Annotated in this window: 25 protein-coding genes and 1 tRNA gene; 8 read left to right on the top strand and 18 right to left on the bottom strand. The window is 72.3% G+C overall.

Features of this window, described 5'->3' with window-relative positions:
* The first annotated feature begins 11 nt into the window (after positions 1–11).
* The 3 genes from KU893_RS10330 to KU893_RS10320 are packed head-to-tail and all read left to right on the top strand — an operon-like array spanning position 12 to position 2,558.
* Complete coding sequence (locus KU893_RS10330; RefSeq protein ID WP_218234259.1) at positions 12–362, top strand: hypothetical protein; 351 nt, start codon at positions 12–14, stop codon at positions 360–362.
* The gene (locus KU893_RS10325; RefSeq protein ID WP_218234258.1) at positions 352–1,896 is read left to right on the top strand and encodes a sensor histidine kinase; all 1,545 of its coding nucleotides are present in this window, start codon (positions 352–354) and stop codon (positions 1,894–1,896) included. Before KU893_RS10330 ends, KU893_RS10325 begins: the two co-directional genes overlap by 11 nt.
* Entirely contained in the window at positions 1,881–2,558 is a 678-nt protein-coding gene (locus KU893_RS10320) for a response regulator transcription factor (RefSeq protein ID WP_218234257.1), read from the top strand. Before KU893_RS10325 ends, KU893_RS10320 begins: the two co-directional genes overlap by 16 nt.
* A gap of 19 nt (positions 2,559–2,577) precedes the next feature.
* Here KU893_RS10320 and KU893_RS10315 read toward each other — a convergent pair whose 3' ends face one another.
* The 7 genes from KU893_RS10315 to KU893_RS10285 all read right to left on the bottom strand — a co-directional run bounded on the left by KU893_RS10315 (position 2,578) and on the right by KU893_RS10285 (position 7,562).
* On the bottom strand, positions 2,578–3,456 hold the full coding sequence (locus KU893_RS10315; RefSeq protein WP_218234256.1) for a serine/threonine-protein kinase: 879 nt from the start codon (positions 3,454–3,456) through the stop codon (positions 2,578–2,580).
* A 3-nt stretch (positions 3,457–3,459) separates the two neighbouring features.
* The gene (locus tag KU893_RS10310) at positions 3,460–3,864 is read right to left on the bottom strand and encodes a hypothetical protein (protein ID WP_218234255.1); all 405 of its coding nucleotides are present in this window, start codon (positions 3,862–3,864) and stop codon (positions 3,460–3,462) included.
* A 131-nt stretch (positions 3,865–3,995) separates the two neighbouring features.
* Positions 3,996–4,607: a hypothetical protein gene (locus KU893_RS10305; protein WP_218234254.1), complete on the bottom strand. Its 612-nt coding sequence runs from the start codon at positions 4,605–4,607 to the stop codon at positions 3,996–3,998.
* Positions 4,608–4,662: 55 nt separating this feature from the next.
* A tRNA-Val gene (locus KU893_RS10300) sits at positions 4,663–4,734 on the bottom strand.
* A 218-nt stretch (positions 4,735–4,952) separates the two neighbouring features.
* On the bottom strand, positions 4,953–5,441 hold the full coding sequence (locus KU893_RS10295; RefSeq protein WP_218234253.1) for a peroxiredoxin: 489 nt from the start codon (positions 5,439–5,441) through the stop codon (positions 4,953–4,955).
* An 8-nt stretch (positions 5,442–5,449) separates the two neighbouring features.
* Entirely contained in the window at positions 5,450–7,102 is a 1,653-nt protein-coding gene (locus KU893_RS10290; RefSeq protein ID WP_218234252.1) for an AMP-binding protein, read from the bottom strand.
* A gap of 22 nt (positions 7,103–7,124) precedes the next feature.
* Positions 7,125–7,562, bottom strand: a complete 438-nt coding sequence (locus KU893_RS10285) for a DUF3052 domain-containing protein (RefSeq protein ID WP_425575338.1) — start codon at positions 7,560–7,562, stop codon at positions 7,125–7,127.
* 171 nt (positions 7,563–7,733) lie between these two features.
* On the opposite strand from KU893_RS10285, the gene aceE reads away from it, so the two are divergent.
* Positions 7,734–10,550 carry a pyruvate dehydrogenase (acetyl-transferring), homodimeric type gene (aceE, locus tag KU893_RS10280; RefSeq protein ID WP_372449680.1) on the top strand — a complete coding sequence of 939 codons (2,817 nt, stop codon included), beginning with the start codon at positions 7,734–7,736 and terminating at the stop codon, positions 10,548–10,550.
* Between the two features lie 274 nt (positions 10,551–10,824).
* On the opposite strand, the gene KU893_RS10275 is transcribed toward aceE, so the two are convergent.
* Complete coding sequence (locus tag KU893_RS10275; RefSeq protein WP_218234250.1) at positions 10,825–11,865, bottom strand: alpha/beta fold hydrolase; 1,041 nt, start codon at positions 11,863–11,865, stop codon at positions 10,825–10,827.
* A gap of 136 nt (positions 11,866–12,001) precedes the next feature.
* Here KU893_RS10275 and KU893_RS10270 point away from each other — a divergent pair, with 136 nt between their 5' ends.
* The gene (locus KU893_RS10270) at positions 12,002–13,189 is read left to right on the top strand and encodes a PucR family transcriptional regulator (RefSeq protein ID WP_218234249.1); all 1,188 of its coding nucleotides are present in this window, start codon (positions 12,002–12,004) and stop codon (positions 13,187–13,189) included.
* Positions 13,190–13,210: 21 nt separating this feature from the next.
* On the opposite strand, the gene KU893_RS10265 is transcribed toward KU893_RS10270, so the two are convergent.
* The 6 genes from KU893_RS10265 to KU893_RS10240 form a co-directional block, all read right to left on the bottom strand.
* Positions 13,211–14,434, bottom strand: a complete 1,224-nt coding sequence (locus tag KU893_RS10265; protein WP_218234248.1) for a deoxyguanosinetriphosphate triphosphohydrolase — start codon at positions 14,432–14,434, stop codon at positions 13,211–13,213.
* 37 nt (positions 14,435–14,471) lie between these two features.
* The gene (locus tag KU893_RS10260) at positions 14,472–15,326 is read right to left on the bottom strand and encodes a VldE C-terminal domain-containing protein (protein WP_218234247.1); all 855 of its coding nucleotides are present in this window, start codon (positions 15,324–15,326) and stop codon (positions 14,472–14,474) included.
* Positions 15,327–15,466: 140 nt separating this feature from the next.
* Positions 15,467–16,552 carry a tRNA dihydrouridine synthase DusB gene (gene dusB / locus KU893_RS10255; RefSeq protein ID WP_246592450.1) on the bottom strand — a complete coding sequence of 362 codons (1,086 nt, stop codon included), beginning with the start codon at positions 16,550–16,552 and terminating at the stop codon, positions 15,467–15,469.
* 53 nt (positions 16,553–16,605) lie between these two features.
* On the bottom strand, positions 16,606–17,352 hold the full coding sequence (locus KU893_RS10250; RefSeq protein ID WP_218234245.1) for a hypothetical protein: 747 nt from the start codon (positions 17,350–17,352) through the stop codon (positions 16,606–16,608).
* Entirely contained in the window at positions 17,346–18,743 is a 1,398-nt protein-coding gene (locus KU893_RS10245; RefSeq protein WP_218234244.1) for a glycine--tRNA ligase, read from the bottom strand. The genes KU893_RS10250 and KU893_RS10245 overlap by 7 nt, the downstream gene beginning before the upstream one ends.
* A gap of 82 nt (positions 18,744–18,825) precedes the next feature.
* A complete protein-coding gene (locus KU893_RS10240; RefSeq protein ID WP_218234243.1) occupies positions 18,826–19,140 on the bottom strand; it encodes an antibiotic biosynthesis monooxygenase family protein in 315 nt (104 codons plus the stop codon).
* A 105-nt stretch (positions 19,141–19,245) separates the two neighbouring features.
* Between KU893_RS10240 and KU893_RS10235 the strand changes: the two genes are divergently transcribed.
* The 3 genes from KU893_RS10235 to KU893_RS10225 are packed head-to-tail and all read left to right on the top strand — an operon-like array spanning position 19,246 to position 22,003.
* Positions 19,246–20,199, top strand: a complete 954-nt coding sequence (locus tag KU893_RS10235) for a metal ABC transporter substrate-binding protein (protein WP_218234242.1) — start codon at positions 19,246–19,248, stop codon at positions 20,197–20,199.
* On the top strand, positions 20,196–20,999 hold the full coding sequence (locus KU893_RS10230) for a metal ABC transporter ATP-binding protein (RefSeq protein WP_218234241.1): 804 nt from the start codon (positions 20,196–20,198) through the stop codon (positions 20,997–20,999). The genes KU893_RS10235 and KU893_RS10230 overlap by 4 nt, the downstream gene beginning before the upstream one ends.
* Complete coding sequence (locus tag KU893_RS10225) at positions 20,996–22,003, top strand: metal ABC transporter permease (RefSeq protein ID WP_257441333.1); 1,008 nt, start codon at positions 20,996–20,998, stop codon at positions 22,001–22,003. The genes KU893_RS10230 and KU893_RS10225 overlap by 4 nt, the downstream gene beginning before the upstream one ends.
* Positions 22,004–22,125: 122 nt before the next feature.
* Here KU893_RS10225 and KU893_RS10220 read toward each other — a convergent pair whose 3' ends face one another.
* The 4 genes from KU893_RS10220 to leuA form a co-directional block, all read right to left on the bottom strand.
* Complete coding sequence (locus KU893_RS10220; protein WP_257441334.1) at positions 22,126–22,953, bottom strand: isoprenyl transferase; 828 nt, start codon at positions 22,951–22,953, stop codon at positions 22,126–22,128.
* Between the two features lie 141 nt (positions 22,954–23,094).
* Positions 23,095–23,847 (bottom strand): DNA repair protein RecO, encoded by a 753-nt coding sequence (gene recO, locus KU893_RS10215; protein WP_218234239.1) that lies wholly within the window; start codon positions 23,845–23,847, stop codon positions 23,095–23,097.
* A gap of 110 nt (positions 23,848–23,957) precedes the next feature.
* Positions 23,958–24,851 carry an alpha/beta fold hydrolase gene (locus KU893_RS10210; RefSeq protein WP_218234238.1) on the bottom strand — a complete coding sequence of 298 codons (894 nt, stop codon included), beginning with the start codon at positions 24,849–24,851 and terminating at the stop codon, positions 23,958–23,960.
* Between the two features lie 5 nt (positions 24,852–24,856).
* The gene (gene leuA, locus KU893_RS10205) at positions 24,857–26,617 is read right to left on the bottom strand and encodes a 2-isopropylmalate synthase (protein ID WP_246592400.1); all 1,761 of its coding nucleotides are present in this window, start codon (positions 26,615–26,617) and stop codon (positions 24,857–24,859) included.
* Positions 26,618–26,756 lie beyond the last annotated feature (139 nt).

Below are 26,756 nucleotides of genomic sequence, written 5' to 3'. Positions count from 1 at the left end.
ATGATCCGGTCATGAGTCGCGCGTGGAAGATCCTGCTGCCGGTCGCAGCGCTGATGGTGCTGGCCGGCTTCGCGGCCGGTGCCGTGGTCGGCGCGGGTGCCGAGGAGCCGCCCGCGCGGGCGCCCATCGAACTCGGCTCGGTGCCCCCCGGCGAGACAGCGACGACCCCCACCACACCCGCGGCGCCCCCGACGCCGGCGGAGCAGCCGACCACCCCGCAGGCCGAGGTGATCACGCCCCAGCCGGACCTCGACGACGACGACGATGACGACGGCCGCGACGAGGACGGCGACGACCGGCGCGGTCACAGCGGGGACGACGGCGACGACGACCGGGGCGACCGCGGCCACGATGACGACTGATCCGCCGACCGTTCCCGCGCCTGGTCCCGCGCCTGGTCCCGCGCCTGGTCCCGCGACCGACCCACCGGGCCGGGCCGGCCTGTCCGTCCGGACCCGGATCACCGCGGCCGTCGCGGTCCTGGTCACCGCTGCCCTCGCGGGCGCCGGCCTGATCGTCTACTGGGTCGAGGGCCACGCACTCGCCGACACCATGCAGCGCGAGGTCGAGCAGGAGCTCGACGAGTTCGTCGCCCTGCAGCGCACCGGCGACTTCGCCACCGTCCGCGACCTGCTCGAGGGCTTCTTGACCCGCAACGTGCCCGACGACGACGAGCTCCTCGTCGGCTGGGTGGGCGACGGGACGCTCGTGCAGTTCCCGGCGGACGACCTGGTCGACGACCCCGCCTTCCGCGAGGCGGTGGCGCCCGTGGTCGTCGACGGCGGGACGACCTACCTCGACACCGACCGCGGCGAGGTCCGGATCACCGGGCAGCCGGTCGCGCAGGGCAGCCAGCGCGGCGCGCTGCTCGTGGTCACCTACCTCGCCGAGGACCGCAGCGAGCTCGGCCAGACCATGCGGACCTACCTGGTGGTCGCCCTGCTCTCCGCCGTGCTGGTCACCGCGACCGCGGCCTGGGTCTCGGGGCGGCTGCTGCGGCCGCTGCGCACCCTGCACCTCGCTGCGGACTCGATCACCGCGACCGACCTGGCGCGGCGGCTGCCGGAACGCGGCAACGACGACATCACGGCCCTCACCCGCACGGTCAACGGGATGCTGGACCGTCTCGAGCACGCCTTCGCCGGCCAGCGGCAGTTCCTCGACGACGCCGGCCACGAGCTGCGGACCCCGCTCACCGTGCTGCGCGGCCACCTCGAGCTGCTCGACACCGGCGATCCGCAGGAGGTCGCCGAGACCCGGGCGCTGCTGCTCGACGAGGTCGACCGGATGGCGCGCCTGGTCGGCGACCTGATCGTGCTCGCCAAGAGCGACCGGCCCGACTTCCTCGCCCCCAGCCCCACCGACCCGTCCGCGCTGCTCGCCGCCGTCCTCACCAAGGCCAGCGCCCTCGGCGAGCGGACCTGGGTCCTCGAGGCGTCGCCGCAGCTGCCGGCCGAGCTGGTCCTCGACGGCCAGCGGATCACCCAGGCGCTGCTCGCGCTCGCCGACAACGCGGTCAAGCACACCGCGCCGCGCGGCCGGATCGCGATCGGCGCGGCCGTCGTCGGCTCCACCCTGCGCTGCTGGGTGCACGACGACGGGGCCGGTGTGGCGCCCGGCGACGAGGCCCGGATCTTCGGGCGGTTCGGCCGCGCCGCGGTCCCGGACGGCGACGAGGGCTTCGGGCTCGGGCTGTCCATCGTCAACGCGATCGCGCAGGCCCACGGCGGCACCGTGTACGTCGACCGCAGCGGCGCCGGGTCCGACGCGCGGTCCGGCGCGCGGTTCGTGCTCGACGTACCCGCGGTCCTCCCGACCCCCGTCCCGCCGGCCTCCCCCGGCGCGCCCCCCGGCGATGCCGAGCAGACCCAGGTGCTGACGTGGCCCACATCCTGATCGTCGAGGACGAGGAGCGGATCGCCTCGTTCGTGGCCAAGGGCCTGCGCGCGGAGGGGCACCGCACCACCGTCGCCGCCGACGGCACGACCGGCCTCGACCACGCCCTGGCCGGGGACGTCGACCTCGTGGTCCTCGACATCGGCCTGCCCGGCATCGACGGCTTCGAGCTGCTCGACCAGCTGCGCTCGCAGGGCTCGCGGATCCCGGTCATCGTGCTCACCGCCCGCGACTCGGTCACCGACACGGTCTCCGCGCTCGAGGGCGGCGCGGACGACTACATGCCCAAGCCGTTCCGGTTCGCCGAGCTGAGCGCCCGGGTCCGCCTGCGGCTGCGGCAGGCCGCGACCCGGGCGACCGCGTCGAACGGCGCGGCCGAGCCGCTGGTCTCCGGTGGTGTCGAGCTCGACCTGCGCACCCGCCGGGCCACCGTGTCCGGGCGCGAGGTGGAGCTCTCGGCACGGGAGTTCGCGCTCGCCGAGATCTTCTTGAGCAACGCCGGCCAGGTCCTCTCCCGCGAGCAGCTCCTCGACCACGTCTGGGGCCTGGACTTCGACCCCGGCTCCAACGTCGTCGACGTGTACGTCGGCTACCTGCGCCGCAAGCTCGGCGCCCGCTCGATCACCACGGTGCGCGGGATGGGCTACCGCTTCGAACGTTGACCTGCCAGGAACGGGAAGCTCAACCCTTCCAGTGCAGGCGCGGCGCGGGCAGGGCGGCGAGCTCGGGTTCGAGCGCCTCGGCGACCTCGCGCGGCAGCGGCCGGTCGGTGGGGTCGGGCTCCAGCAACGCGTGCACGAGCTTCGCCACGGCCGCGGGTACGTCGCCCGGCAGCTCCGCCGGCGGGTCCACGAGCTGCGGGAACCGGTCGGCGGGCTCGGCGGCGTTCGGGACGCCGTCGCGGAACGGGCGGTAGCCGGCGATCGCGTGGAACAGGGTCGTCCCGAGACCCCAGACGTCGCTCGCGTGGCCGGGCACGCCGTACGCGCCTCCGGGAGCGGCCTGCTCGGGCGCCATGTAGGCATCGGTGCCGATGTGCCCGGTCAGCTCGGCGGCGTGGGCGGCCTGGCGCGCGACCGAGAAGTCGATCAGCCGGGCGGGCGCGCCCATGATCACGTTGCTGGGCTTGACGTCGAGGTGGCACACGTCGGCGTGCCGGAAGAAGTGCAGCGCGGAGGCGAGGTCGACCGCGAGCGGCAGGTACTGCTGCGGCGAGAGCCGTCGGTGCCGGCGGATCAGCCGGGACAGGCTGGGGCCCTCCACGTGCTCGAGCACCAGGTGCGGTCGCGGCCCGGCGACGTCGTGCCGCAGGCATCGCACCGTGACCGGGTGGTGCGCCACGTCGAGCGCCGTCGCCTCCCGCAGCAGGCCGGCCAGGGTGTGCTCGTCGTCGACCTCGGCGGGGCGGACCACCTTGACGACGACGGGTCCGTAGGTGACCTCGTCGAAGGCGAGGACGGCCTCGTACGCCGAGCCACCCCCGAGCGACCGCAGCGCGGTCAGCTCGGGGGTGATCGCGTCACCCTCGGCGAAGCCCCAGGAGGACAGCGGGGTGCTCATCGCTCAGCCGCGCGTGTTGTGGCGGCTGTTGTCGTTGGTGTGGTTCCGGGTCCAGTCCCGCACCTTCGGGCCAGGCCCGTCGTTGGTCCAGTCCCGCACCGCCCGGCCGGTGCGGCTGTCGTCCCGGCCGCTGCGGGCGCCGGTGCGGCTGTCGTCGCCGCGGGTGTTGGTGACCGCGCCGGTGCTGGTGCCGGTGCGGGTACGGGTGCCGGTGTCGGCGCCGGTGGGGTCGTCGTCCGGGTCGTCGTCGTCGACGAGGACGACGTCGGGCGTGTCCTGCTCGCGCTTGAACGCCAGCTGCGTGTCGTCGCCGCTGGCCTGGGCCGGCCAGGCGAGCACGCTCACGGCGACGCCGGCCGCCGTGACGCCGGCCAGGCTGCTGATCGCGACCATCAGGGGCTTGTGCATGGGTACCTCCTCGATCGGTGGACGTCGACGTCCGTCGACGCAGCCACCCTCCCGAACCGGGGTGAGGCAGGCATGAGTCCGCGATGAGAGGGTTCTCATCTCCTAGGGTGCGGCCATGGCCGTCGAGCTGGTCAGCGCCTGATCTTCGGCGACATCGCGGGCATGCCACTCAGCGTCATCGCGGTGCGCAGGCCGTCGTCCTCGTTGATCTCCGCGGAGAACATGCTGCCCGCCACCATCGACACCCCGACCCGGACCCAGCGCGGGTGACCGAGGCACGAGCGCGGGATCGCGAACCGGATGGTCGTGTGTCCGGCCAGCAACTTGCGCTTCAGTCCGGGGCACCGGACCGTGCCGTCCTTGCTGTGCGGGCTGAAGTCCATCAGGTCCGTCCCACCCAACCCGGGCGCCCGCATCGACATCATCATGAAGGGATGACCGGGCGTGCGCAGCACCGCGCTGACGCCGAAGAACCCGGTGACCCGGGCGCGGGTCCGCAGCTCGAGGACCACCTTCGTCCGGCGATGCTCCACGACGACCTGGGTGATGTCGCCGTTCGCCTGCTCCGGCAGCGTCTCGAGCGAGATCGAGGTGTCGGTCTCGACGGTGCGGGTCACGTCGCCCGCGGCGTCGTCGTACGTCCACCGGTCGGCGTGTGCCGGCGCGGCGAGCGCGAGCGTGCTCCCGGAGAGGAGGACGGACAGCAGGACGGCGGGAACGGCCCGCGTCATCGAGATCGACATGGCGCTCACCCTCGCACAGTTGTCGATGACTCGTCACCAAAACCGCTTGGGCCGGTGGGCGCAGAGGGGATCGAACCCCCGACCACCTCGTTGTAAGCGAGGGGCTCTACCGCTGAGCTATACGCCCGGAAAGCCGGGACAGCGTACCGAAGAGCGCACCACAGGACCGAAACGCCCAGTGCCGCCGACCTGCAGCACGCGGCAAAAATGAGTTGAACCGCCGGCGTCTCGGGTCACCAGCGGTTCAACGAGTAGAACAATAGCGGCCAGCCGCCGTCGCTCCAACCGGTCGCGCAAAATTGGTTGAAAAATGACTCAAATGGACTATGCCGCCCGGTCGAACGTCTAGACAGCGGCCGCACGCAGGGCGGCGAGCAGCTCGTCGGCGCTGCGGGCAGCGGGCTTGGGGTTGTGCACCGACCAGGTCAGCCGGCCCGCCTTGTCGACGACGTACGACGACCGCTCGGCGCTGCCTCCACGCTCGTCGAACACGCCGTAGGCCCGCGCGACCTCGCCGTGCGGCCAGAAGTCGCTGAGCAGGCCGAAGTTCAGGCCGTCGGCGTCGCTGAACGCCCGCAGCGCGTAGACCGGGTCGCAGGAGATCGCCAGCACCTCGGTGTCGAAGGTGAGGAACTCGTCGAGGCGGGTGCGGATGCCGTGCATCTCACCGCTGCACACGCCGCTGAACGCGAACGGGTAGAACACGAGCGCGACCGCCTTGACCCCGCGGTACGACGACAGGGTGGTGTCCTGGCCGAACTGGTCGCGCAGCGTGAAGTCGGGGGCGAGTCCCCCGAGCTCGATGCCGGTCGCGGCGCTGGGCGGCCCTGCCACGTCCGGCCTCACGGGGCGGTGTCCGTCGGGGCGATGGCGGCCAGCTCGCGCTTGAGGACCTTGCCAGTGGCGTTGCGGGGCAGCTCGTCGAGGAAGACGATCTCGCGCGGCACCTTGTACCGGGCCAGGTTCTGCTTGACCAGGTCCTTGAGCTCGTCGGCCGAGACCGGCTCCCCGTCGGGGACGCGGACCACGAAGGCGCGCAGCCGCTTGCCGAAGTCGGGGTCCTCCACGCCGATGGCGGCGACCTCCGCGACCCGGTCGTCGGCGGCGAGGCAGTCCTCGACCTCCTTGGGGAAGACGTTCTCGCCACCGGAGACGATCATCTCGTCGTCGCGACCCTCGACGTAGAGCCGACCCTCGTGGTCGAAGCGGCCGACGTCGCCGGAGGACATCAGGCCGTCGACCATCTCCTTGCCGCCGCCGCCGGTGTAGCCGTCGATCTGCAGGCTGTTGCCGACGAAGATCCGGCCCGACTGCCCCACCGGCAGCTCACGGCCCTCGGCGTCGAGGATCCGGACGACGGTCTGGTGCGGCAGCCGCCCGGCGCAGCCCGGCGCCTCGCGCAGGTCCTGCGGGGAGGCGATCGAGGCCCAGGCGACCTCGGTGGAGCCGTAGACCGAGTACAGGTTGTCGCCGAACCGGTCCATCCACTGCGTCGGCAGGTCGCCGGGCAGGGCGGAGCCGGAGGACGCGACGGCCTTGAGGTGCGGCAGCGGGTAGCGGTCGAGGGTCTCCTGCGGCAACGCGAGGATCCGCTGCAGCATGACCGGGATCACCGCGAACGAGTCGCACTCCTCCTCGTGGAGGATGCGCAGCGCGTCAGCGGGGTCGAACCTGCGGGTGAGCACGAGCGTGGTGCCGAGCATCATCGCGAGCTGGTAGTGGGCAAAACCCCAGGTGTGGAACAGCGGCGCGGCCACGTGGCACTTCCAGCCGCTCTTGAGCGGCATCCGCGACAGCAGCGAGATCGCCGCCGGCAGGCCGCCCTGGGGGCGCGGCGCGCCCTTCGGCGTGCCCGTGGTGCCGGACGTCAGGATGATGGTCCGGCCCTTGGTGCCCGGGGGCGCGAGGTCCGCGGTACGGCCGGCCGCGAGGCCGGCGGAGATCATGCCCTCGAGGCTGTCGTCGCCCGCCTCGCCGTCGGTCCAGCCGAGCACGCGGTCGGCGATGTCGGCGCCGGCGAGCAGTCCGGTGAACTCCTCGTCGTGGACGACGACGCGCGGCTTCTCCCGCCCGATGACCTCGGCCAGCTGCGGGCCGGCGAAGGCGGTGTTGAGGTAGAGGACGTCGGCGCCGAGCTTGCTGATCGCGATGGACGCCTCGATGAAGCCGCGGTGGTTGCGGCACATGACGGCGACGCCGTCGCCGGGCTTCACGCCGCGGGCGCGCAGCCCGTGGGCGAGCGCGTTGGTGCGCTCCTGGAGCTCACCGAAGGTGAGCGAGCCGCGCTCGTCGATGATCGCGACCTGCTGGGGCATGCGCAGCGCGATGCTCTTGAACCCGCCCGCGGGCGTGGTGCTCCAGCGGCGCAGGGCGTTCGCCATCCCGGCGATCACGAGCGGCGAGTAGGGGCGCACGATCCCCGACTCGGTCAGGATCTTGAGGCTTGTTCCGGTGTCCTTGACCCGGTCGGCGACCAGATGCGCGAGCTTCCCCATACCCCTATTCAAGCCCACGCCGTCAGGCGACGGACTTGGGTGCCACCAGCCGGGTCGCGGCCCAGTCCTTGCTGACCGCGGCGGCGCTCGTCTGCGACAGGCCGGCGATGGGGGCCGCCTCCGCGATGTCTGCGGCGTCGACCGCTCCCGGACGCCCGATCTTGGGCGTCAGCAGCCAGATCACGCCGCCGCCGACGAGGTCGGTGAGGGCGTCGACGAGGCCGTCGACGAGGTCGCCGTCGTCGTTGCGCCACCACAGCAGGACGGCGTCGACCACGTTGCCGTAGTCGCCGTCGACCATGTCGCCGTCGATGGCGTCCTCGATCGCGACCCTCAGCTGGTCGTCGGTGTCGTTGTCCCAGCCGAGCTCCTGGACCACCTGCCCCTGCTTGAGTCCCATCCTCTCGGCGGGTCCGGTCGGGCCGGATGCGCTGGTGCCGCCAGTGGCGGTCGAAGTCACGGTGAGTCCTCCAGTGGTTCGGGTACGACGAACGTCCCGCGGGGTGCGGGTCGAGGAGTAGTCCAGCGGAGTCAGGGCCCGCGGCGCAACCCTCACGCCTGCACAACGGTCCCGAAGTCGATACTCATGGGTAGATTTTCTGCCTTCGGGAGAGGTGCAACGATGGGCGACGTGACCTCCGACACGAACCCCGACGGCACCACCCCGGCCGTGCGCGCGGCGTCGACCCCCTCGGTCATCCACGAGGGCCTGCCGACCCAGCTGCCCGACATCGACCCCGACGAGACCCAGGACTGGATCGACTCGTTCAACGCGCTCGTCGACGAGCGCGGGCGTGAGCGGGCCCGGTACGTCATGCTGCGCCTGCTCGAACGCGCCCGCGAGGCCCAGGTCGGCGTGCCCGCGCTGCGCAGCACCGACTACATCAACACCATCCCCCCGGAGCGGGAGCCCTGGTTCCCCGGCGACGAGGACGTGGAGCGCCGGATCCGGGCGTTCATCCGGTGGAACGCCGCGGTCATGGTGTCCAGCGCCAACCGCAAGGGCCTCGAGGTCGGCGGCCACATCGCGACCTACCAGTCGAGCGCCAGCCTCTACGAGGTCGGCTTCAACCACTTCTTCCGCGGCAAGGACCACCCGGGCGGCGGTGACCAGGTCTTCATCCAGGGCCACGCCTCCCCCGGCATCTACGCCCGCGCGTTCCTCGAGGGCCGGTTGTCGGAGGAGCAGCTGTTCCGGTTCCGCCAGGAGGTCCAGCACGGCAAGGGCGCCGGCCTGTCGTCGTACCCGCACCCGCGGCTGATGCCGGAGTTCTGGGAGTTCCCGACGGTCTCCATGGGCCTGACCGGCATCAACTCGATCTACCAGGCGCGGTTCAACCGCTACCTGCACAACCGCGGCATCAAGGACACCAGCCAGCAGCACGTCTGGGCCTTCCTCGGCGACGGCGAGATGGCCGAGCCCGAGTCGCTGGGCGCGATCCGGACCGCTGCCCGCGAGGAGCTCGACAACCTCACCTGGGTCGTCAACTGCAACCTGCAGCAGCTCGACGGCCCGGTGACGGGCAACGGCAAGATCATCCAGGAGCTCGAGGCCAACTTCCGTGGCGCCGGCTGGAACGTGATCAAGGTCGTGTGGGGACGCGAGTGGGACGCCATGCTCGCGCGTGACGTCGACGGCGTGCTGGTCAACAAGATGAACTCCACGCCCGACGGCGCCTTCCAGACGTTCTCGGTCGAGTCCGGCGCCTACAACCGTGAGTACTTCTTCGGCCCCGACCCGCGGCTGCGCGCGATGGTCGAGCACATGACCGACCGGCAGATCGAGAAGCTGCCGCGCGGCGGCCACGACTACCGGAAGGTGTACGCCGCCTTCGACGCCGCCACCAAGCACGTCGGCCAGCCGACGGTGATCCTGGCCCACACGGTCAAGGGCTGGACGATCGACGCCCTGGAGGGCCGCAACGCCACCCACCAGATGAAGAAGCTGACCCAGGACGACCTCAAGAAGTTCCGCGACCGGCTCTACCTGCCGATCAGCGACCGGGACCTCGAGACGGCCTACGAGGCCACCGGCGCCGCTCCCTTCTTCCACCCGGGCGCGGACTCCCCCGAGATCGAGTACATGCTCGAGCGGCGCCGCCAGCTCGGCGGCTCGCTCCCCCAGCGCGTCGACCGCTCGGCCATGCTCACCCTGCCCGGCGACAGCGTCTACGCCGAGCTGAAGAAGGGTGCCGGCGCCCACAAGGTGGCCACCACGATGGCCGCGGTCCGGCTGCTCAAGGACTGGATGAAGGACCCGGGCATCGGGCAGCGGATCGTCCCGATCGCACCCGACGAGTACCGCACCTTCGGCATGGACGCGATGTTCCCCTCGGCCAAGGTCTACGACCCGCACGGCCAGCAGTTCGAGTCCGTCGACCGCAACATGCTGCTGCAGTACAAGATGTCGACGAGCGGCCAGATGCTCCACGAGGGCATCTCCGAGGCCGGCGCGATGGCGTCGGCGATCGCCGCGGGCTCGTCCTACGCCACCCACGGCGAGCCGATGATCCCGTTCTACATCTTCTACTCGATGTTCGGCTTCCAGCGCACCGGCGACTCGATCTGGGCGATGGCCGACCAGCTCGCCCGCGGCTTCCTCATCGGCGCCACCGCCGGGCGTACGACGCTCACCGGCGAGGGCCTGCAGCACGCCGACGGCCACTCGCCGCTGCTCGCCGCCACCAACCCCGCGGTGGTCCACTACGACCCCGCTTTCGGCTACGAGGTCGGGCACATCATGCGCGCCGGTCTGGAGCGGATGTACGGCGCCAGCGCGGACCACCCGCGCGGCGAGAACGTCATCTACTACCTCACCGTCTACAACGAGCCGGTCGCCCAGCCCGCGGAGCCCGCGGACCTCGACGTGGCCGGCCTGCTCAAGGGCATCTACCGGGTCTCCGGGCTCGACGGCGCCGCGGAGGGCCCGACGGTCCGGCTGCTCGCCTCCGGCGTCGGCTTCCCCTGGATCGAGGAGGCCAAGCGGATCCTCGCCGAGGAGTGGGGCGTCCGGGCCGAGACCTGGTCGGTCACCTCCTGGAACGAGCTGGCCCGCGACGGCATCGAGACCGGCAAGTGGAACCTCCTGCACCCCGACGAGGCGCACCGGACGCCGTACGTCACCCGGGCGCTGGGCGAGGGCCCGGCCGCGGCCGCGCCGGTCGTCGCGGTCTCCGACTACATGACCGCCGTGCCGCTGCAGATCGCGCAGTGGGTGCCCGCCGACTACCACGTGCTCGGCGCCGACGGCTTCGGCTTCGCCGACACCCGTCCTGCTGCCCGCCGGTTCTTCCAGGTCGACGCCCAGTCCGTCGTGGTGCAGGCGCTCGCCGCGCTGGCCGACGCCGGCGAGATCGACCCGGCCCGGGTCAAGGAGGCCGTCGAGCGCTACCGGATCGACGACCCGACCGCGGTCGCCGGCGTCCTCCAGGAGGGCGGCGACGCGTGAGGGCCCCGACGTCGAGCTTGCGAGACGTCGGATCGGGCCCGAAGGTTGAGTAGCCACGTTGGCGCGAGCCTGCGAGCGGCAACGACTGGCGTATCGAAACCCGAGGGCCCCGACGTCGAGCTGGCGAGACGTCGGATCGGGCCCGAAGGTTGAGTAGCCACGTTGGCGCGAGCCTGCGAGCGGCAACGACTGGCGTATCGAAACCCGAGGGCCCCGACGTCGAGCTGGCGAGACGTCGGGCCGGCCGAAGGCGGCGGGGACGGGCAGGCCCGGCTCAGGCGGAGGTGACCGTCTCGTCGCGCGCCTCGGCGGCGGCAGCCGCCGCGAGCGGGCCGAGCGGAGCGGAGGCACCGGCCTTGAGCATCCGCCGGAACCGGGCGCGGTTGTAGGCCGCCGGCTCGGTGGTGGAGATGAAGTCGTCGAGCAGGCGGACGAACTCCTCGGGGTGGTCCTTGTGCGGGAAGTGCCCGGCGTCGGCCAGCACGTCGACCCGGACGTCGGGAGCCAGCGCCCGCGCGTTCTCCGCGTGCGCGACCGGGATCACCTGGTCCTCCGCGCCCCACAGCACGGCCATCGGCATGGCCTCGCTGAGGTAGGCGCGGTCCGCCATGGTGACGATCTGGCCGCGCCAGTCGATCACCGCGCGGACCAGGTGGCGGATGGCGAACCGGGTGCGACGGTCCTTCCAGGACTCGACGATGTCGGCGACCTCGTCGAGGTCGCGGGTGTACTTGCGCAGCGGCCCGAAGGTGAGGTGTCCGGACGCGGCCCGCAACGCGGCGGTCTCCACGTGCCGGATGCCCGGCAGGGTGAGCAGCCCGATGGTGCGGAACCAGCCGGGCGCCTGGATCAGGCGGATCATCGGCGACACCTCGGGTCCGAGACCGCCGGTCGAGACGAGCATCACCCGCTGGGTGCGCTCGGGGAACTGGTAGGCGAACTGCATCGCGACGCCGCCGCCGAAGCTGTGGCCGACGACGGTCACCTTGTCGATGCCGAGCACGGTGAGCAGGTCGCGCATGCCGTTGGCGTAGCCGCCGAGCGTGTAGTCGGCCCGCGGCTTGTCGGACAGCCCATGCCCGAGCAGGTCGGGGGCGATCACGGTGTAGCGCTCGGCCAGGTCGTCGACGACGTGCGACCACGTGGTGTGGTCGCAGGCCAGGCCGTGGAGCAGCAGCAGTGCCGGACCGGCGCCCTTCTTGACGTACGCGCGGCGCTTGCCGTGCAGCGTGACGTACTCGACGTCCTGCTGGCCCGGCTGGCCCGGCTGGACGCCCTGCTGGACCTCGTGCTGCACGTCGACCCCCACCGACATCGCTGCGCTCCCTCCGCGCTGGGCTAGCAAACGCTTACTTCTGCTAGCAATGGTGCACGATTCAACCACGGGGAGCCGGTCGGCGGACACCCCACCTCCGCATCCCGGGCAGGGGCTCGCCCCCTAGGCTGGCGTCATGTCCCCCACCGGTTCGGCACAGCGAGCCGAGGCCACCCGGCAGCTGCGCGCCGCGACCGGCTCGCTGAGCACCGCCGCGACGTCGCGGATGGACAGCGACCTGCCGTGGTTCCGCGACCTGAGCGCCGAGGAGCGCTCGTACGTCGCGATGATCGTCCAGGCCGGCGTGAAGGGCTTCGTCGACTGGTTCGCCGACGGCGGCGGCTCCGACCTGCAGGACCACGCACTGGTCGGCCAGGTCTTCGGCGCGGCGCCGCGGGCGATGGCCGGCACGGTCGACCTCCACCAGACCGTGGACCTGATCAAGCTCACCATCGACGAGGTCGAGGCCAACATCGAGCGACTGCTCGACCCCGAGGTGCTGCCGGACGTGCACGGGGCCGTCCTGCGCTACGGCCGCGAGGTCGCCTTCGCGACCGCCGAGGTCTACGCGCGCGCGGCCGAGGTCCGGGGCCGCTGGGACGCCCGGCTCGAGGCGCTCGCGGTCGACGCGGTGCTGCGCGCCGAGACCGACGAGGCCGTGCTCTCCCGCGCCAGCGCGGTCGGCTGGTCCTCGCGCGGTGAGGTCGCCGTCGTCGTCGGCACCGCCCCGCCGGAGGCCTCCGGCCCCCAGACGGGCGTGTTCGAGGAGGTCCGCCGGGCGGCGCGCGTGGGCGGGCTCGACGCGCTCAGTGCCGTCCAGGGTCACCTGCTCGTGGTGATCCTCGGCGGCGTCAAGGAGCTCGAGAAGGACGCGAGCACCGTCGTCCACCTCTTCGGCGAGGGCGCCGTCGTCGTCGGGCCGTCCGCCACCGACCTCGCCCACGCCCACGTCTCGGCGCAGGTCGCCCTCGACGCCCTGCGCGCGGCCGTCGGCTGGCCCGACGCCCCCCGTCCGGTCTCGGCCCACGACCTGCTCCCGGAGCGGATCCTCGCCGGCGACGACCTCGCCCGCCGGGAGGCGATCGACGACCTCTACCGCCCCCTGGCCGAGTCGCGGGGCGAGCTGGTCGAGACGCTGGTGGCGTACTTCGCCAACGGCGCCGGCATCGAGGCCACCGCCCGGGCACTCTTCGTCCACGCCAACACCGTGCGCTACCGCCTCGGCCAGATCGCCGACCTGACCGGCCTCACGCCGTCGGTCCCCCGCGACGCCCTGACCCTGCAGCTCGCGCTGGTGCTGGGGCGGCAGTCAGCAGGCTCCTAGGCTCCCTCCGGCAGGCAGGCGTCAGCCCAGCAGCCGCTGGTGCCAGGCGACGGCGCTGGCGTCGGTGAGCGACGCGACCTGGTCGATGACGACCCGGGTGCGGGCCGCGTCGTCGCCGGCCGCCTTCCAGTCGGCGGCGTAGGTGTCGTCGAGGGCGTCCGGGGCACGGTCGACCAGCACCTCGACCAGGGCCGCCAGCAGCTCGCGCTGCCGGACCTGCAGGGCCACCCGGTCCGCGGCCTCCATGACGTAGTACGCCGCGATCCCCTTGAGCACGGTGATCTCGGCCCACGTGTCGGCCGGGATCACGAGGTCGCCGGCGTAACGCACGAACGGTCCCTCGGCCGCGGCGAAGGTGGCCTGCTGGACCGCGCCGCAGAACCGGCCGATCAGGTCGCTGGTCAGGTTCTTCAGCGCGGCGAGACCGGCCCGCCCGCCGTCGTACGGCGCCCGGGGCCAGCTGCCGACCGCACGCAGCCGGTCGAGGACGGCGTCGAGCTCGGCGTCGGTCGCGTCGGGGCGGTACCAGACCCGGACCGTGTCCCACAGGGCGGCGGTGTCGAGGCGGGCGAGGTCGACCTTGCCGGCGACGGTGCCGTCCTCGACGTCGTGGACCGAGTAGGCGACGTCGTCGGCGAGATCCATCACCTGCGCCTCGAGGCAGCGCGCGCCCGCCGGCGCCCCGGCCCGCAGCCACGCGAACGCGGGCAGGTCGTCGTCGTACACCCCGAACTTGCCGGCGTGGTCCGCGGCCGCCGAGCGGCCCCAGGGGTACTTCGTGCAGGCGTCGAGCGTCGCCCGGGTCAGGTTGAGCCCGGCGCCGGGCGTCTTGGCCTCGAGCCGGGTCAGCAGCCGCAGCGTCTGGGCGTTGCCCTCGAACCCGCCGCAGCCGGCGGCGAGCTCGGCCAGCGCCCGCTCGCCGTTGTGACCGAACGGCGGGTGGCCGAGGTCATGCGCCAGCGCCGCCGTCTCGGTGATGTCGGGATGGGTGCCCAACGCGCGCGACAGGTCCCGCGCGATCTGGGCGACCTCCAGGCTGTGGGTCAGCCGGTTGCGGACGAAGTCGTCGCTCTGCGGCCCGACCACCTGGGTCTTGGCCGCCAGCCGCCGGAAGGACGCCGCGTGCACCACCCGCGCCCGGTCGCGCTCGAACGGCAACCGCTCCGGCGCCTCGACCCGCTTGGGCGGCTCGGGCACGATCCGCTCGCGGGCGTGCGCGTCGTACCGCTGCTCGACGGGGTCCACGCTGCGACCCTAGCGGCGCCGCCGGCACCGCGAGGGATCAGTAGACCGACACGTGCACGTGGTCGAAGTGGTTGGCGGTGGCCGAGCCGCGGTTCGGCATGCCCCGCCAGCCCTCGCCGGAGCGCTCCACCGACCAGATCTTCTGCGCGTAGATAACGTAGGCGACGCCGAGGGCCGAGTAGTTGGCGCGCACGAACTCGGCGATCCGCCAGCCCTCGGGGCCCGAGATCATGATGTCGACGGCCTTGCCGCGCGGGTGGTCACCGCCGCCGCCGCGCAGCGTGCCGTAGACGCTGACGTCGGGGAAGTTGGCGCAGACGGCCTCGTGGACCTTCTTGATGCTCGCGCTGACGCCACCCGGGACGGTGGTGCCGTTGGTGCAGGCGCCGCCGAGCGTGGGGGGCTTCTCGTCGGTGAAGTGGCCCGCGGTGACCCAGCGCGCCTTGCCGTCGAGGACGATCTCGGCGCGGTCGCCGTACGTGCGGCCGGTGAGGAGGACCTTCTCGCCCTCCTCGACCTCGCCGAGCTGCTTGGCCCGCTGGTCGGGGCGGTTCCACAAGTTGAGGACGGCATCGGTCCAGCGGCGCTTCGTCGCCCCGGCGAGCGCCTGGGCGGTCGCGTCGTCGGCGAGCAGGGCGTCGAGCTCGGTGCCGATCGCGTCGGCGGAGCGGTCCGTGCTGCGCGACAGCAGCGGGAGCCGGGTCCCGGTGTCGCCGATCGAGCCGGCGGCGGCCTTCGAGCGGTCGACCGCCACGAGGTCGGCCTCGGGGGCCGAGGAGTTGAGGACGCCTCCCGTGACGACCGCGGTGGTCGCGAGGGCGGCGAGGGAGCCGGCCAGGACGGCGGCTCGGGGCGTACGTCGCGCGGTTTCCCGCTTGTGGCTGGTGGCCACGCGCTGATCCTTTGCTGTCGCTTACAGAGGCATCCCGAGAACCCTGACCTTCGCCAGAGCATCGTGCGAGTAGAGCACAGTGATCAAGACGTCAACCAATTGGTGAGACCGCTCCAGAGGTGAGTCCCCTCACCCGCGGCTCAGCCGCCGGTCGTCTCGTTGACGTCCTCGAGCACCCCGCAACCGCCCTCGCCGAGCCCGTCGGTGTCGTCCAACCAGCCCTCCGGGAGGACCACCTTGTGGCGCGGAGCACCCTGCCGGCCGCGCGGCGCGCCCAGCTCGGAGGCCGGGAACGGCTCGGCCGGGTCGAGCTCGGCGAGCAGCCGGTCCAGGGCGGCCAGCGAGTCGACGAGGCCGAGCGAGCGGCGCAGCTCGCCACCGGCACGGAAGCCCTTGAGGTACCAGGTGACGTGCTTGCGGAACTCCTTGCAGCCCCGCTCCTCCCCCATGTGCTGGCTGAGCAGCTCGGCGTGCCGGCGCATCATCGCGGCCACCTCGCCGAGGTTCGGCAGCACCGTCGCCCCGGGGGTCTGCTCCGAGAACGCCACGGCCAGGTCGCGGAACAGCCAGGGCCGACCGAGGCAGCCGCGGCCGACGACGACGCCGGCGGCACCGGTCTCCTCGACCATCCGCAGCGCGTCGGCGGCCTCCCAGATGTCACCGTTGCCGAGCACCGGGATGTCGACGTGCGCGACCAGCTCGGCGATCGCGGCCCAGTCGGCCTGGCCGGAGTAGGCCTGCGCGACGGTCCGGCCGTGCAGGGCGATCGCGGCGCACCCGGCGTCCTGGGCGATCCGGCCCGCGTCGAGGTAGGTCAGGTGGTCGTCGTCGAGGCCCTTGCGGGTCTTCATGGTCACCGGGACGTCGTACGGCGCCGCGGCCGCCACCGCCTCCTCGAGGATCCGGCCCAGCAGGTTGCGCTTCCACGGCAGCGCCCCGCCGCCACCCTTGCGGGTCACCTTGGGGACGGGGCAGCCGAAGTTGAGGTCGACGTGGGCGACGCCGTACTCCTCGCACAGGATCTTGGTCGCCTGGCCGACGTAGGTCGGGTCGGTGCCGTAGAGCTGGACCGAGCGCACCTCCTCGGAGTCGTCGAAGACGAGCATCCGGCGGGTGGTCTCGTCGCCCTCGACCAGCCCGCGGCTGGTGATCATCTCGCAGACGTAGAGTCCGGCGCCGTGCTCGGCGCACAGCGTGCGGTAGGCGGCGTTGGTGATGCCCGCCATCGGCGCCAGCACCACCGGGGTCGGCACCTCGAGCGAGCCCAGGCGCAGGCCGGTCACGACGACCCGTCGGCGGTGCCGGACGGCGACGCGGTGGCCGACGACGACGTCGACTCCGACGCCTGCTGGCCCGGCTTGGCCGACTTGTCCTTCTTGCCGGGCTTGAGGACCGGGCTCAGCTCACCGCTCCAGGTGACCGGGTCGAGTCCGCCGAACGGCGGGAAGGACACGTTCTCCAGGCTCCGGCTCGGGGCGATGAAGTAGACCTGGCACAGCTCGGCGGTCGCGTCGGCGGCGAACGGGGTCGGCAGCGGCTCGCCGCTGCAGACCGGGAGCTGGCGGGGCTTGTAGTAGTTGGGCGCCTCGAGCGTCGTGCCGTCGTCGCCCCACAGCACGCTGTCGAGCCGCAGCCCACCGAGGTCGACGTCGCCGACGTTGGTGACCTTGACCCGGACGAAGTACGGCGTGCGCGCGGCCGTCGCCGCGTCGACGTTCCAGCCCGCGAACGACTTCTGGAACGACGTGCGCTCGATCCGCTGGACGTCGACCGCGAGCACGCCGACCTCGCCCTGGCGCCGCTCGAACGCCACGACGCCCTCCTCGCCGAGCCCGAGCTGCGTGCCCGGCGCGGTGAGGGTGACGCCGTCGGGCACCGGCAGGTAGCTGGCCGGCGCGGTCGAGGTCGCCGTGGCGCTCGGCTTCGCCGACTTGGCGCCCTTCGGGTCGTCCGATCCGCAGCCCGCGAGGCCGGCGGCCGCCACGAGGGCGGCCACCGGCACGGCGACGGACCGGATCGTCAGCACCCGACGAGCCGCTCGGCGAAGTACGCGCTCAGCTTGGTCAGCGAGACCCGCTCCTGGGACATGGTGTCGCGATCGCGGACGGTCACGGCCTGGTCCTCGAGGGTGTCGAAGTCGACCGTGACGCAGTACGGCGTACCGATCTCGTCCTGGCGGCGGTAGCGCTTGCCGATCGCGCCGGCGTCGTCGAAGTCGACGTTCCACAGGGCGCGCAGCTCGGTGGCGACGGCCTTGGCCTTGGGCGTGAGGTCCTCGTTGCGGCTCAGCGGCAGCACCGCGACCTTGGTCGGGGCCAGGCGCGGGTCGAGGCGCAGCACGGTCCGCTTGTCGACGCCGCCCTTGGTGTTGGGCGCCTCGTCCTCGGCGTAGGCGTCGACGAGGAAGGTCATCAGGCTGCGCGAGAGACCGGCTGCGGGCTCGATGACGTAGGGGACGTAGCGGGTGTTGGAGGCCTGGTCGAAGTACGACAGGTCCTTGCCCGAGGCCTCGGCGTGGGTCGACAGGTCGAAGTCGGTGCGGTTGGCGATGCCCTCGAGCTCACCCCACTCGGAGCCGGCGAAGTTGAAGCGGTACTCGATGTCGACGGTGCGCTTGGAGTAGTGGGAGAGCTTCTCCTTGGCGTGCTCGTAGTGGCGCAGGTTGTCGGGGTTGATGCCGAGGTCGGTGTACCACTTCGTGCGGGTGTCGATCCAGTACTGGTGCCACTCCTCGTCCTCACCCGGCTTGACGAAGAACTCCATCTCCATCTGCTCGAACTCACGGGTGCGGAAGATGAAGTTGCCCGGCGTGATCTCGTTGCGGAAGCTCTTGCCGATCTGCGCGATGCCGAACGGGGGCTTCATCCGCTGCGAGGTCACCACGTTGGCGAAGTTGAGGAAGATGCCCTGCGCGGTCTCGGGGCGCAGGTAGTGCAGGCCCGACTCGTCCTCGATGACACCGAGGTAGGTCTTGAGCAGACCGGAGAACTGGCGCGGCTCGGTCCACGCGCCGCGGCTGCCGCAGTTGGGGCAGGCGATGTCGGACATCGGGACCGTGTCGGGGTCATCGATGCCCTTCTTCTCGGCGTACGCCTCCTGCAGGTGGTCGGCGCGGAACCGCTTGTGGCACGACTGGCACTCGGTCAGCGGGTCGGTGAACGTCGCGACGTGGCCGGAGGCCTCCCAGGTCTGGCGCGGGAGGATCACGCTGGAGTCGAGGCCGACGACGTCGTCGCGGCTCTGCACCATCGAGCGCCACCACTGGCGCTTGATGTTCTCCTTGAGCTCGACGCCCAGCGGGCCGTAGTCCCACGCCGAGCGGGTGCCTCCGTAGATCTCGCCACAGGGGTAGACGAAGCCTCGGCGCTTCGCGAGGGAGACGACCTGGTCGACGGTGGACGGGGGCGGCTTGGCCACGTTGGATTCCTTGTGGGACGAGCCCGGCTGGCTGTCGGGCGGGTGTGTGAACTGCTCGCGGAGCGAGCCGTCGGCGAAGGCCCTAGGTTACGCGAGACCCCGCGACGTTGAGCACTCCGCCGGGCTCCACGACCTCGTAGGCACCGGGCTCGTCGAGAGCACGGCTGAGCACCGGGACGCCATGCAGCTTGAGCTCGTAGGCCGACAGGGCCCGCCGGTAGGCGCCGACGTTGGCCCAGCGGGTGGTCAGCGTCCACAGGTCCGGGTCGTCGACGTTGCGACCGACCCAGCCCTCGACGTACCCGACCTGGGCGGCGAGCAGCCCGTGCACGAGCTCGAGGTCGGCCCGGAGCGCGGCCGGGTCCCCCCCGGCGCGGAAGCGGTTCACGACGAGCACGGCGGCACTCTACGCAGGTCCGGGCGCCCCCTCCCCGGACCGGTGCGCTCGGGGCGGGGTCGCGTCGACTTGACCGCAGGCCTCGCGTTGTTGAGAATGATTCTCATGCGCTTGTCTTCCGGTCTCGTCACGCTGTCCGCCCTCGCCCTCACCGCCCCGTTCCTCGCGGGCTGCTCGGCATTCAGCGACGACACCGGCGACGGCCAGGTGAGTGTCGCGGCGGCGTTCTACCCGCTGGCCTACGTCGCCGAGCAGGTGGTCGACGGCACCGGCACCCAGGTCGACCTGCTCACCCAGCCCGGTACCGAGCCGCACGACCTCGAGCTCACGATCAAGGAGACCGCCGAGCTCTCCGACGCCGACCTCGTCGTCTACGAGTCGGGGTTCCAGCCCGCCGTCGACGACGCGGTCGAGCAGAACGCGTCCGGCGCGACGCTCGACGCCACCAAGGTCGTCGACCCCATCGCGCTGGAGGAGCGGGCCGACGACCACGCGGAGCACGCCGACGAGGGCTCGGAGGAGGGCGAGCACCACGACCACGGCGACCTCGACCCGCACTTCTGGCAGGACCCGCTCCGGATGGCGGACCTCGCCGACGCCGTCGCGGACCGGCTCGCCGACGTCGACGACGCCCACGCCGAGCGCTACCGCACCAACGCGCAGGCGCTGCGGGCCGAGCTGACCGCCCTCGACGAGGACTACGCCGCTGGCCTCGCCGACTGCGCGCGTGACACCATCGTGGTGTCCCACGACGCGTTCGGCTACCTGGAGAAGTACGGCCTGCACGTCGCCTCGATCGTGGGCCTCTCCCCCGACGCCGAGCCGACCGGCGCGGTCCTCGGGGAGCTGCAGGAGCTCATCCGGACGGAAGGCATCACCACGGTGTTCAGCGAGCCGCTCAAGCCGGCGCTCGGCGAGAGCTTCGCCCACGACCTCGGCCTGACCAACGGGGTGCTCGACCCGGTCGAGGGACTCACCGACGCCACCGCCGAGGAGGACTACCTCTCGCTGATGAAGACCAACCTCGCCACCTTGCGCACCGCGAACGACTGCCGATGAGCGCCACCCCCGCCGTCGAGGTCCGCAACGCGAGCGTCGCCCTGGGCGGGCGGCCAGTGCTGCGCGGCATCGACCTGGCCGTCGTACCCGGTGACTTCGTGGCACTGATGGGCGCCAACGGATCCGGCAAGTCCACGCTGGTGCGCGCGATGGTCGGGCTCCGACCGCTCGTCGACGGCGAGGTGCGGCTGTTCGGGACCCCGCTCGACGAGTACGACGCGTGGAGCCGGATCGGCTACGTCCCCCAGCGCGCCACCGCCGGGTCGGGCATCCCCGCCTCGGTCTGGGAGGTCGTCGCGGCCGGGCGGCTCACCCGGCGCCGGCTGCTGCGGCCGCTGTCCACCGCGGACCGCGCGGCCATCGACGAGGCGCTCGAGGTGGTCGGGCTGACCGACCGGCGCCGCGAGGCCGTGACCAACCTGTCCGGCGGCCAGCAGCAGCGCGTCCTCATCGCCCGCGCGCTCGCCGGCGAGCCGGAGCTGTTCTTCCTCGACGAGCCCACTGCCGGCGTCGACCTGCCCAACCAGCAGGTGCTCGCCGACACCCTGCGCCGGCTCAAGGAGCGCGGCGCGACCATCGTGCTCGTCGCCCACGAGCTGGGGCCGCTCGCGCCCCTCGTCGACCGGGCCGTCGTGCTCCGCGACGGCCGGGTGGCCTACGACGGCGCCGCCCTGCGCGACCACGAGGTGCACCAGCCCTGGTTCGCCGAGCCGCACACGCACCATCACCATCACGACCACGTCCCCCACCCGTCGGCCCCGCTCGGCGCCGACCCTCACCTGCCGGGAGACCTCTCGTGACCCCGCTCGAGCTGTTCGGCGAACCGTTCATGCAGCGCGCGCTCATCGCCGCGCTGCTCACCGGACTCGCCGCCCCCGCGATCGGCACCTTCCTCGTCCAGCGCCGGCTCGCACTGATGGGCGACGGGATCGGCCACGTCGCCGTGACCGGTGTCGCGCTCGGCCTCGCCACCGGCGCCTCCCCGTTGTGGACCGCGGTCCTGGTCGCCGTCCTCGGCGCGGTGCTGATCGAGGTGATCCGCGAGCGCGGCCAGACCAACGGCGACGTCGCGCTGGCGCTGCTGTTCTACGGCGGCCTCGCCGGCGGTGTCTTCGTCAGCGGACTGGCCGGACAGAGCGCGGCGGCACTCAACCGCTTCCTGTTCGGCTCGCTGACCACCATCTCCTCCGGGGACGTGCTGATCACGATGGGGCTCGCGATCACCGTCGTCACGCTGTGCGTCGGGCTCGCCCCACAGCTGTTCGCGGTCGCCCAGGACCAGGAGTTCGCCCGGGTCGCCGGGCTGCGGGTCCGCGCCTACAACGTGCTCGTCGCCGTGCTCGCCGCCGTGTCGGTCACCGTCGCGATGCGCACCGTCGGTCTGCTCCTGGTCTCCGCGCTCATGGTCGTCCCCGTCGCCACCGCCCAGCAGTTGACCCGGTCGTTCCGCACCACCATCGGTGCCGCCATGGTGCTCGGCACCCTCGCCTCCGTCGGCGGTCTCGTCACGGCCACCTTCGCGTCGTACCAGGTCAACGTCGCGCCCGGCCCGACCATCGTCCTGCTCGCCCTCGCCTGCTACACCGTCGCCTGGCCGATCGGCATCTGGCAGCGCCGGCGCGCCCGGCTGCTCGAGCCGTTCGCGCCCGGCGAGGCCGCCGTGTCCCACGACGCCTGTGGCGAGCACCCGCACGCCCACGGCCCCGGCTGCGGCCACCTCGCCGTACCCCACGACGACCACGTCGACTACGTGCACGACGGGCACCGCCACGCCGTCCACGGCGCGCACTACGACGAGCACTAGCCTGATCGGCCGAGCGTGTCGTCGCTTCGCTCCGCCACGCTGCCGGCCCGCGGTCGACATCCGTAGAAGCAGGCTTCGCCTGGCGGCAACACGGTCGGCTCGCGGAAAGACTCGGTGACGGGTCAGACCGGATTCGGCTCCGCGCCGCCGTAGCGCCGGTCGCGCCGGGCGTACTCGTCGATGGCCGCCCACAGGTGGCGCCGGTCGACGTCGGGCCAGAGCACGTCGGAGAAGACGAACTCGGCGTACGCCGCCTGGTAGAGCATGAAGTTGGAGAGCCGCTGCTCGCCCGACGTGCGCCAGATCAGGTCGGCGTCGGGCAGCTCGGGGACGTAGAGGTAGCGGCCGAGGGTGCGCTCGTCGACCCTCTCGGGGTTGATCCTGCCGGCGGCGACGTCGCGCGCCAGCGCCTTGGCGGCGTCGCCGAGCTCGGCGCGGCCGCCGTAGTTGACGCACATGGTGAGGGTCAGCACGTCGTTGTGCTTCGTCATCTCCTCGGCGACCTGGAGCTCGGTGATCACCGACTTCCACAGCCGCGGCGCGCGGCCGGCCCAGCGGACCCGGACCCCGAGCTCGTGCATCTCGTCGCGGCGGCGGCGGATCACGTCGCGGTTGAAGCCCATGAGGAACTTGACCTCCTCGGGGCTGCGGGACCAGTTCTCGGTGGAGAAGGCGTACGCCGAGATCGCCTTCACGCCGATCTCGATCGCGCCCTCGACCACGTCGAACAGGCTCGACTCCCCCTCCTCGTGGCCCTTCGTGCGCGGCAGCCCCCGCTCCTGGGCCCAGCGGCCGTTGCCGTCCATCACGACCGCGACGTGGTGCGGGACCAGCTCGGCGGGTACGGCGGGCGGGCGGGCGCCCGAGGGGTGCGGCGTGGGCGGGCGGACCGGGCCTCGGGCGGCGGCAGCCGCCGCGGCGGCACGGGTACGACGGGTCGAGCGGGTCACGGGGAGCAGTCTGTCAGGCGGCGGGCGCGGTCCCATCAGTCCCACGCGTCGACGCGGAGAGGCAGCTCATGCGCTGGTCAGGTGTTGCAACACCTGACCAGCGCATGAATCCCCGGATGTCCGGGGATTCATGCAGCTCCCTCAGCGCTCGACGTACGCCAGCGACCGGAGCCCCCGCTCCAGCTGCCATTGCACGAACGCGGCGACCAGGCCGCTCGCCTCGCGGACGTGGCGCGGGTCGGCGGCCTCGATGACCGACCAGTCGCCGGAGAGCAGGCCGCCCAGCAGGGTGAGCGTCTCGGGGGCGGGGGTGGCGGAGCCGGGGATGCGGCAGGTCGAGCAGAGCACGCCGCCCATCGACGGGTTGAACCAGCGGTGGTGACCGAGCTCGCCGGTCGCGGTGACCGGCGGGCGGCCGCAGTGGGCGCAGTCGACGAACGCCGGCGCATACCCGGCGATGGCCAGCGCGCGCAGCAGGTAGGAGTCGAGCACGTGGCACTGGTGGCGGGTCCCCGCCGCCATCGCGTTGAGCCCGCCGAGCAGCAGCGTGAACTGCTGGCGCGCGGGCTCGCGCTCCTCGACGACGAGCCGCTCGGCGGTCTCGAGCATCGCGGTCCCGGCGGTGTAGCGGTCGTAGTCGGCCCCCAGCGGGGCGGCGTACGCGGCGCGAGTCTCGGCCTGGGTGATCGTGTCGAGGTTGCGGCCCTCGGCGAGCTGCAGGTCGACGTGGGTGAACGGCTCGAGGCGGGAGCCCCACCGCGACGTCGTCCGGCGCACGCCCTTGGCGACCGCACGGACCACGCCGTGCTCGCGGGTCAGCAGCGTGACGATGCGGTCCGCCTCACCCAGCTTGCGGGTGCGCAGGACGATCGCCTCGTCACGGTAGAGGGGCACGAGTCCATTGTGCGGCCTCGGGCGTCACGAGGCCCGCCGCCCCGCCACGTCGCCCCGTACGATTTGGTCGCTGATCCGGCAAGATCACAACCAGAACGCATGGGGTGCGGTCATGAGGTACGCCGCCCGCGCCGTGCCGGACGGGTGCACTCGAGGGCGAACCGGGTGACGACCAGGTCGAGCCGCTCGGGACGCCGCCGCCACTCCAGCGGCGCCGCGGCCCGCTCGAGCACGGAACCCGAGATCTCGGCGGCCGCCGTCTCGGCGTCGCCGACCGGGTGGAACGGGTCGGCGGTGCGGGCGAGCACCAGGGTGGGCACCGTGAGCGCCGCCCGCGCGGCAGCGGACGGCGCCAGTCCGCCGAACAGCACGCCGTGCACGACGGCAGCCACCGGACCCGGACGCGCGTCGAGGGTCTCGAGCACCAGCCGGACCCACTCCGGCGCCAGCCGGCGCGGGAGCGGGCGGGTGACCAGGCGCAGCGCGCTCAGGGCGAAGGGCGCGAACCGGGTGGTCGCGAGGACCGGGGTGAGCACCGAGAGCTGCGCGCCGAGCGCGTTCTCGAGCACCGGGCCGTCGAGCAGCAGGCCGGCCACCCGCTCGGGGGCCCGGACGGCGACCTCGAGGGCGACGTTGGCGCCGATCGAGCTGCCGCCGACCACCGCCCGCGCCGCACCGACGTGGTCGAGCAGCGCGATCACCTGGTCGGCGAACGCCGTCACCGAGTAGGACAACGGGTCGGCGGGCCGGTCCGAGCGGCCGTGACCGAGCGGGTCGAGCACCACGACGTGCAGGCCGTTGGACGCGAGCATCCGCGCCGTCCGGTCGTGCACCCGCCGCGGCACGAGCAGCGGCGGGACCAGCACGAACCAGGCCTCGCCGGCGCCGTACTCGGTGTACTCGAGCCGGTCGCGACCGCGCCGGCCCTCGACGAAGACCTGTCCGACCTGCTCGGAGGCCAGCGCGGCGGGCCGCGGGGCCCGCCGCGCGCGCTCCTCGACCACCGAGGTCAGCTTCCCGCCGGCGACGAGGGGATCGTGATCGCCTGCGCGCGGTTGGCGGCGCAGACCACCGCACGCAGCGAGGCGGTGACGATGTTGTGGTGGATCCCGATGCCCCAGACGATCTCGCCGGCGATCTCGCACTCGACGTACGCCGCGGCCACGGCGTCACCACCCGAGGAGAGCGCGTGCTCGGCGTAGTCGAGCACCCGGATGTCGGCGCCCGCCTGGCGCATGCCGTCGACGAACGCCGCGACCGGACCGTTGCCCATCCCGGTGAACGTCTGCTGCTCGCCACGGACGACGAGGTGCACCTCCTGGCGGTCGTCGCCGTCCTCGTCGGTCATCGAGGAGAAGGAGACCAGGCTGTACGGCGTCTCGCGGTCGAGGTACTCCTCGCGGAAGATCGCCCAGATCGCCTCCGGCGTGACCTCCCCGCCCTGGCTGTCGGTGTGCTGCTGGATCACCCGGCTGAACTCGATCTGCGCGCGGCGCGGCAGGTCGAGGCTGTGCTCGGCCTTGAGGACGTAGGCGACACCGCCCTTGCCGGACTGGCTGTTGACCCGGATGACCGCCTCGTAGGTCCGGCCGACGTCCTTCGGGTCGATCGGCAGGTACGGCGCCTCCCACGGGATCTCGCCGACCGGCTTGCCCTGCTCGGCCGCGATCCGCTCCAGGTCCTCCAGACCCTTCTTGATCGCGTCCTGGTGGGAGCCGGAGAAGGCCGTGTACACGAGGTCGCCGGCGTAGGGGTGGCGCGGGTGGACCGGCAGCTGCGTGCAGTACTCGACCGTGCGGCGGACCTCGTCGATGTCGGACAGGTCGACCTGCGGGTCGACGCCCTGGCTGAACAGGTTCATCGCCAAGGTGACCAGGTCGACGTTGCCGGTGCGCTCGCCGTGGCCGAACAGGCAGCCCTCGACGCGGTCGGCGCCGGCCATCAGGCCGAGCTCGGTCGCGGCGACCGCGGTGCCCCGGTCGTTGTGGGGGTGCAGGCTGATCACCGAGTGGGCGCGGCGGGTCAGGTTGCGTGAGAAGTACTCGATCTGGTCGGCGTAGGTGTTGGGCGTCGACATCTCGACGGTCGCCGGCAGGTTGAGGATGATCTCGCGCCCGGCCTCCGGCTGCCACACGTCGGAGACGCGCTCGCAGACCTCGAGGGCGAAGTCGGTCGGGGTCTGGGTGAAGATCTCCGGGCTGTACTGGTAGCCGAAGTCGGTGCCCTCGAGCATCTGGTCGGCGTACTTCATCACCCACTCGGTGCCGCGGATCGCGATCGCGATGCACTCGGCCTCGCTCACCCCGAACACCACGCGCCGGAACAGCGGCGCGGTGGCGTTGTAGAGGTGGACGGTCGCCTTGTCGGCGCCCTGCAGCGACTCGACGGTCCGGGCGATCAGGTCCTCGCGGGCCTGGGTCAGCACGGAGATGCGGACGTCGTCGGGGATCCGGTCCTCCTCGACGAGCTGGCGCACGAAGTCGAAGTCGGTCTGGCTCGCGGCCGGGAACCCGATCTCGATCTCCTTGTAGCCCATCTTCACCAGGAGCTCGAACATCTTCATCTTGCGCGACGGGCTCATCGGGTCGATCAGCGCCTGGTTGCCGTCGCGCAGGTCGGTGGACAGCCACCGGGGCGCGCGGGTGATCTTCTGGTCCGGCCAGGTGCGGTCGGGCACGGTGACGGGCTCGAAGGCCGTGTAGCGGTGGTACGGCATCCCGCTGGGCTGCTGCTGCGGGACGGTGACGCTCGGGCGCGGGTTGATGGTCATGACTTCCTCGGGTTGTGAGTTTCGAGAGGGGCGCCGGGCGCGCGACTCACTCCGCAACGAGGGGTCCGGCTTTCAGACCTCGCTGCGGCCGCTAAGAAGGAGGGCTCGCGTCATGATGGATCCAGGGTAGCAGCACCCG

This window comes from Nocardioides daeguensis (genome assembly GCF_019192965.1).
Lineage (GTDB): Bacteria > Actinomycetota > Actinomycetes > Propionibacteriales > Nocardioidaceae > Nocardioides > Nocardioides daeguensis.
Note: the sequence above shows the minus strand (reverse complement) of the source record. Positions and strands in the feature narration are given on the sequence as shown.

Bases quoted from the DNA above. Each gene is read 5' to 3' on its own strand.
- KU893_RS10290 (WP_218234252.1), bottom strand. From the start codon at position 7,102: ATGGGGAAGCTCGCGCATCTGGTCGCCGACCGGGTCAAGGACACCGGA.
- KU893_RS10315 (WP_218234256.1), bottom strand. From the start codon at position 3,456: ATGAGCACCCCGCTGTCCTCCTGGGGCTTCGCCGAGGGTGACGCGATC.
- KU893_RS10270 (WP_218234249.1), top strand. From the start codon at position 12,002: ATGTCCCCCACCGGTTCGGCACAGCGAGCCGAGGCCACCCGGCAGCTG.
- KU893_RS10305 (WP_218234254.1), bottom strand. From the start codon at position 4,607: ATGTCGATCTCGATGACGCGGGCCGTTCCCGCCGTCCTGCTGTCCGTC.
- KU893_RS10310 (WP_218234255.1), bottom strand. From the start codon at position 3,864: ATGCACAAGCCCCTGATGGTCGCGATCAGCAGCCTGGCCGGCGTCACG.
- KU893_RS10275 (WP_218234250.1), bottom strand. From the start codon at position 11,865: ATGTCGGTGGGGGTCGACGTGCAGCACGAGGTCCAGCAGGGCGTCCAG.
- KU893_RS10235 (WP_218234242.1), top strand. From the start codon at position 19,246: ATGCGCTTGTCTTCCGGTCTCGTCACGCTGTCCGCCCTCGCCCTCACC.
- dusB (WP_246592450.1), bottom strand. From the start codon at position 16,552: ATGGCGGGCATCACCAACGCCGCCTACCGCACGCTGTGCGCCGAGCAC.
- KU893_RS10325 (WP_218234258.1), top strand. From the start codon at position 352: ATGACGACTGATCCGCCGACCGTTCCCGCGCCTGGTCCCGCGCCTGGT.
- KU893_RS10330 (WP_218234259.1), top strand. From the start codon at position 12: ATGAGTCGCGCGTGGAAGATCCTGCTGCCGGTCGCAGCGCTGATGGTG.
- KU893_RS10230 (WP_218234241.1), top strand. From the start codon at position 20,196: ATGAGCGCCACCCCCGCCGTCGAGGTCCGCAACGCGAGCGTCGCCCTG.
- leuA (WP_246592400.1), bottom strand. From the start codon at position 26,617: ATGACCATCAACCCGCGCCCGAGCGTCACCGTCCCGCAGCAGCAGCCC.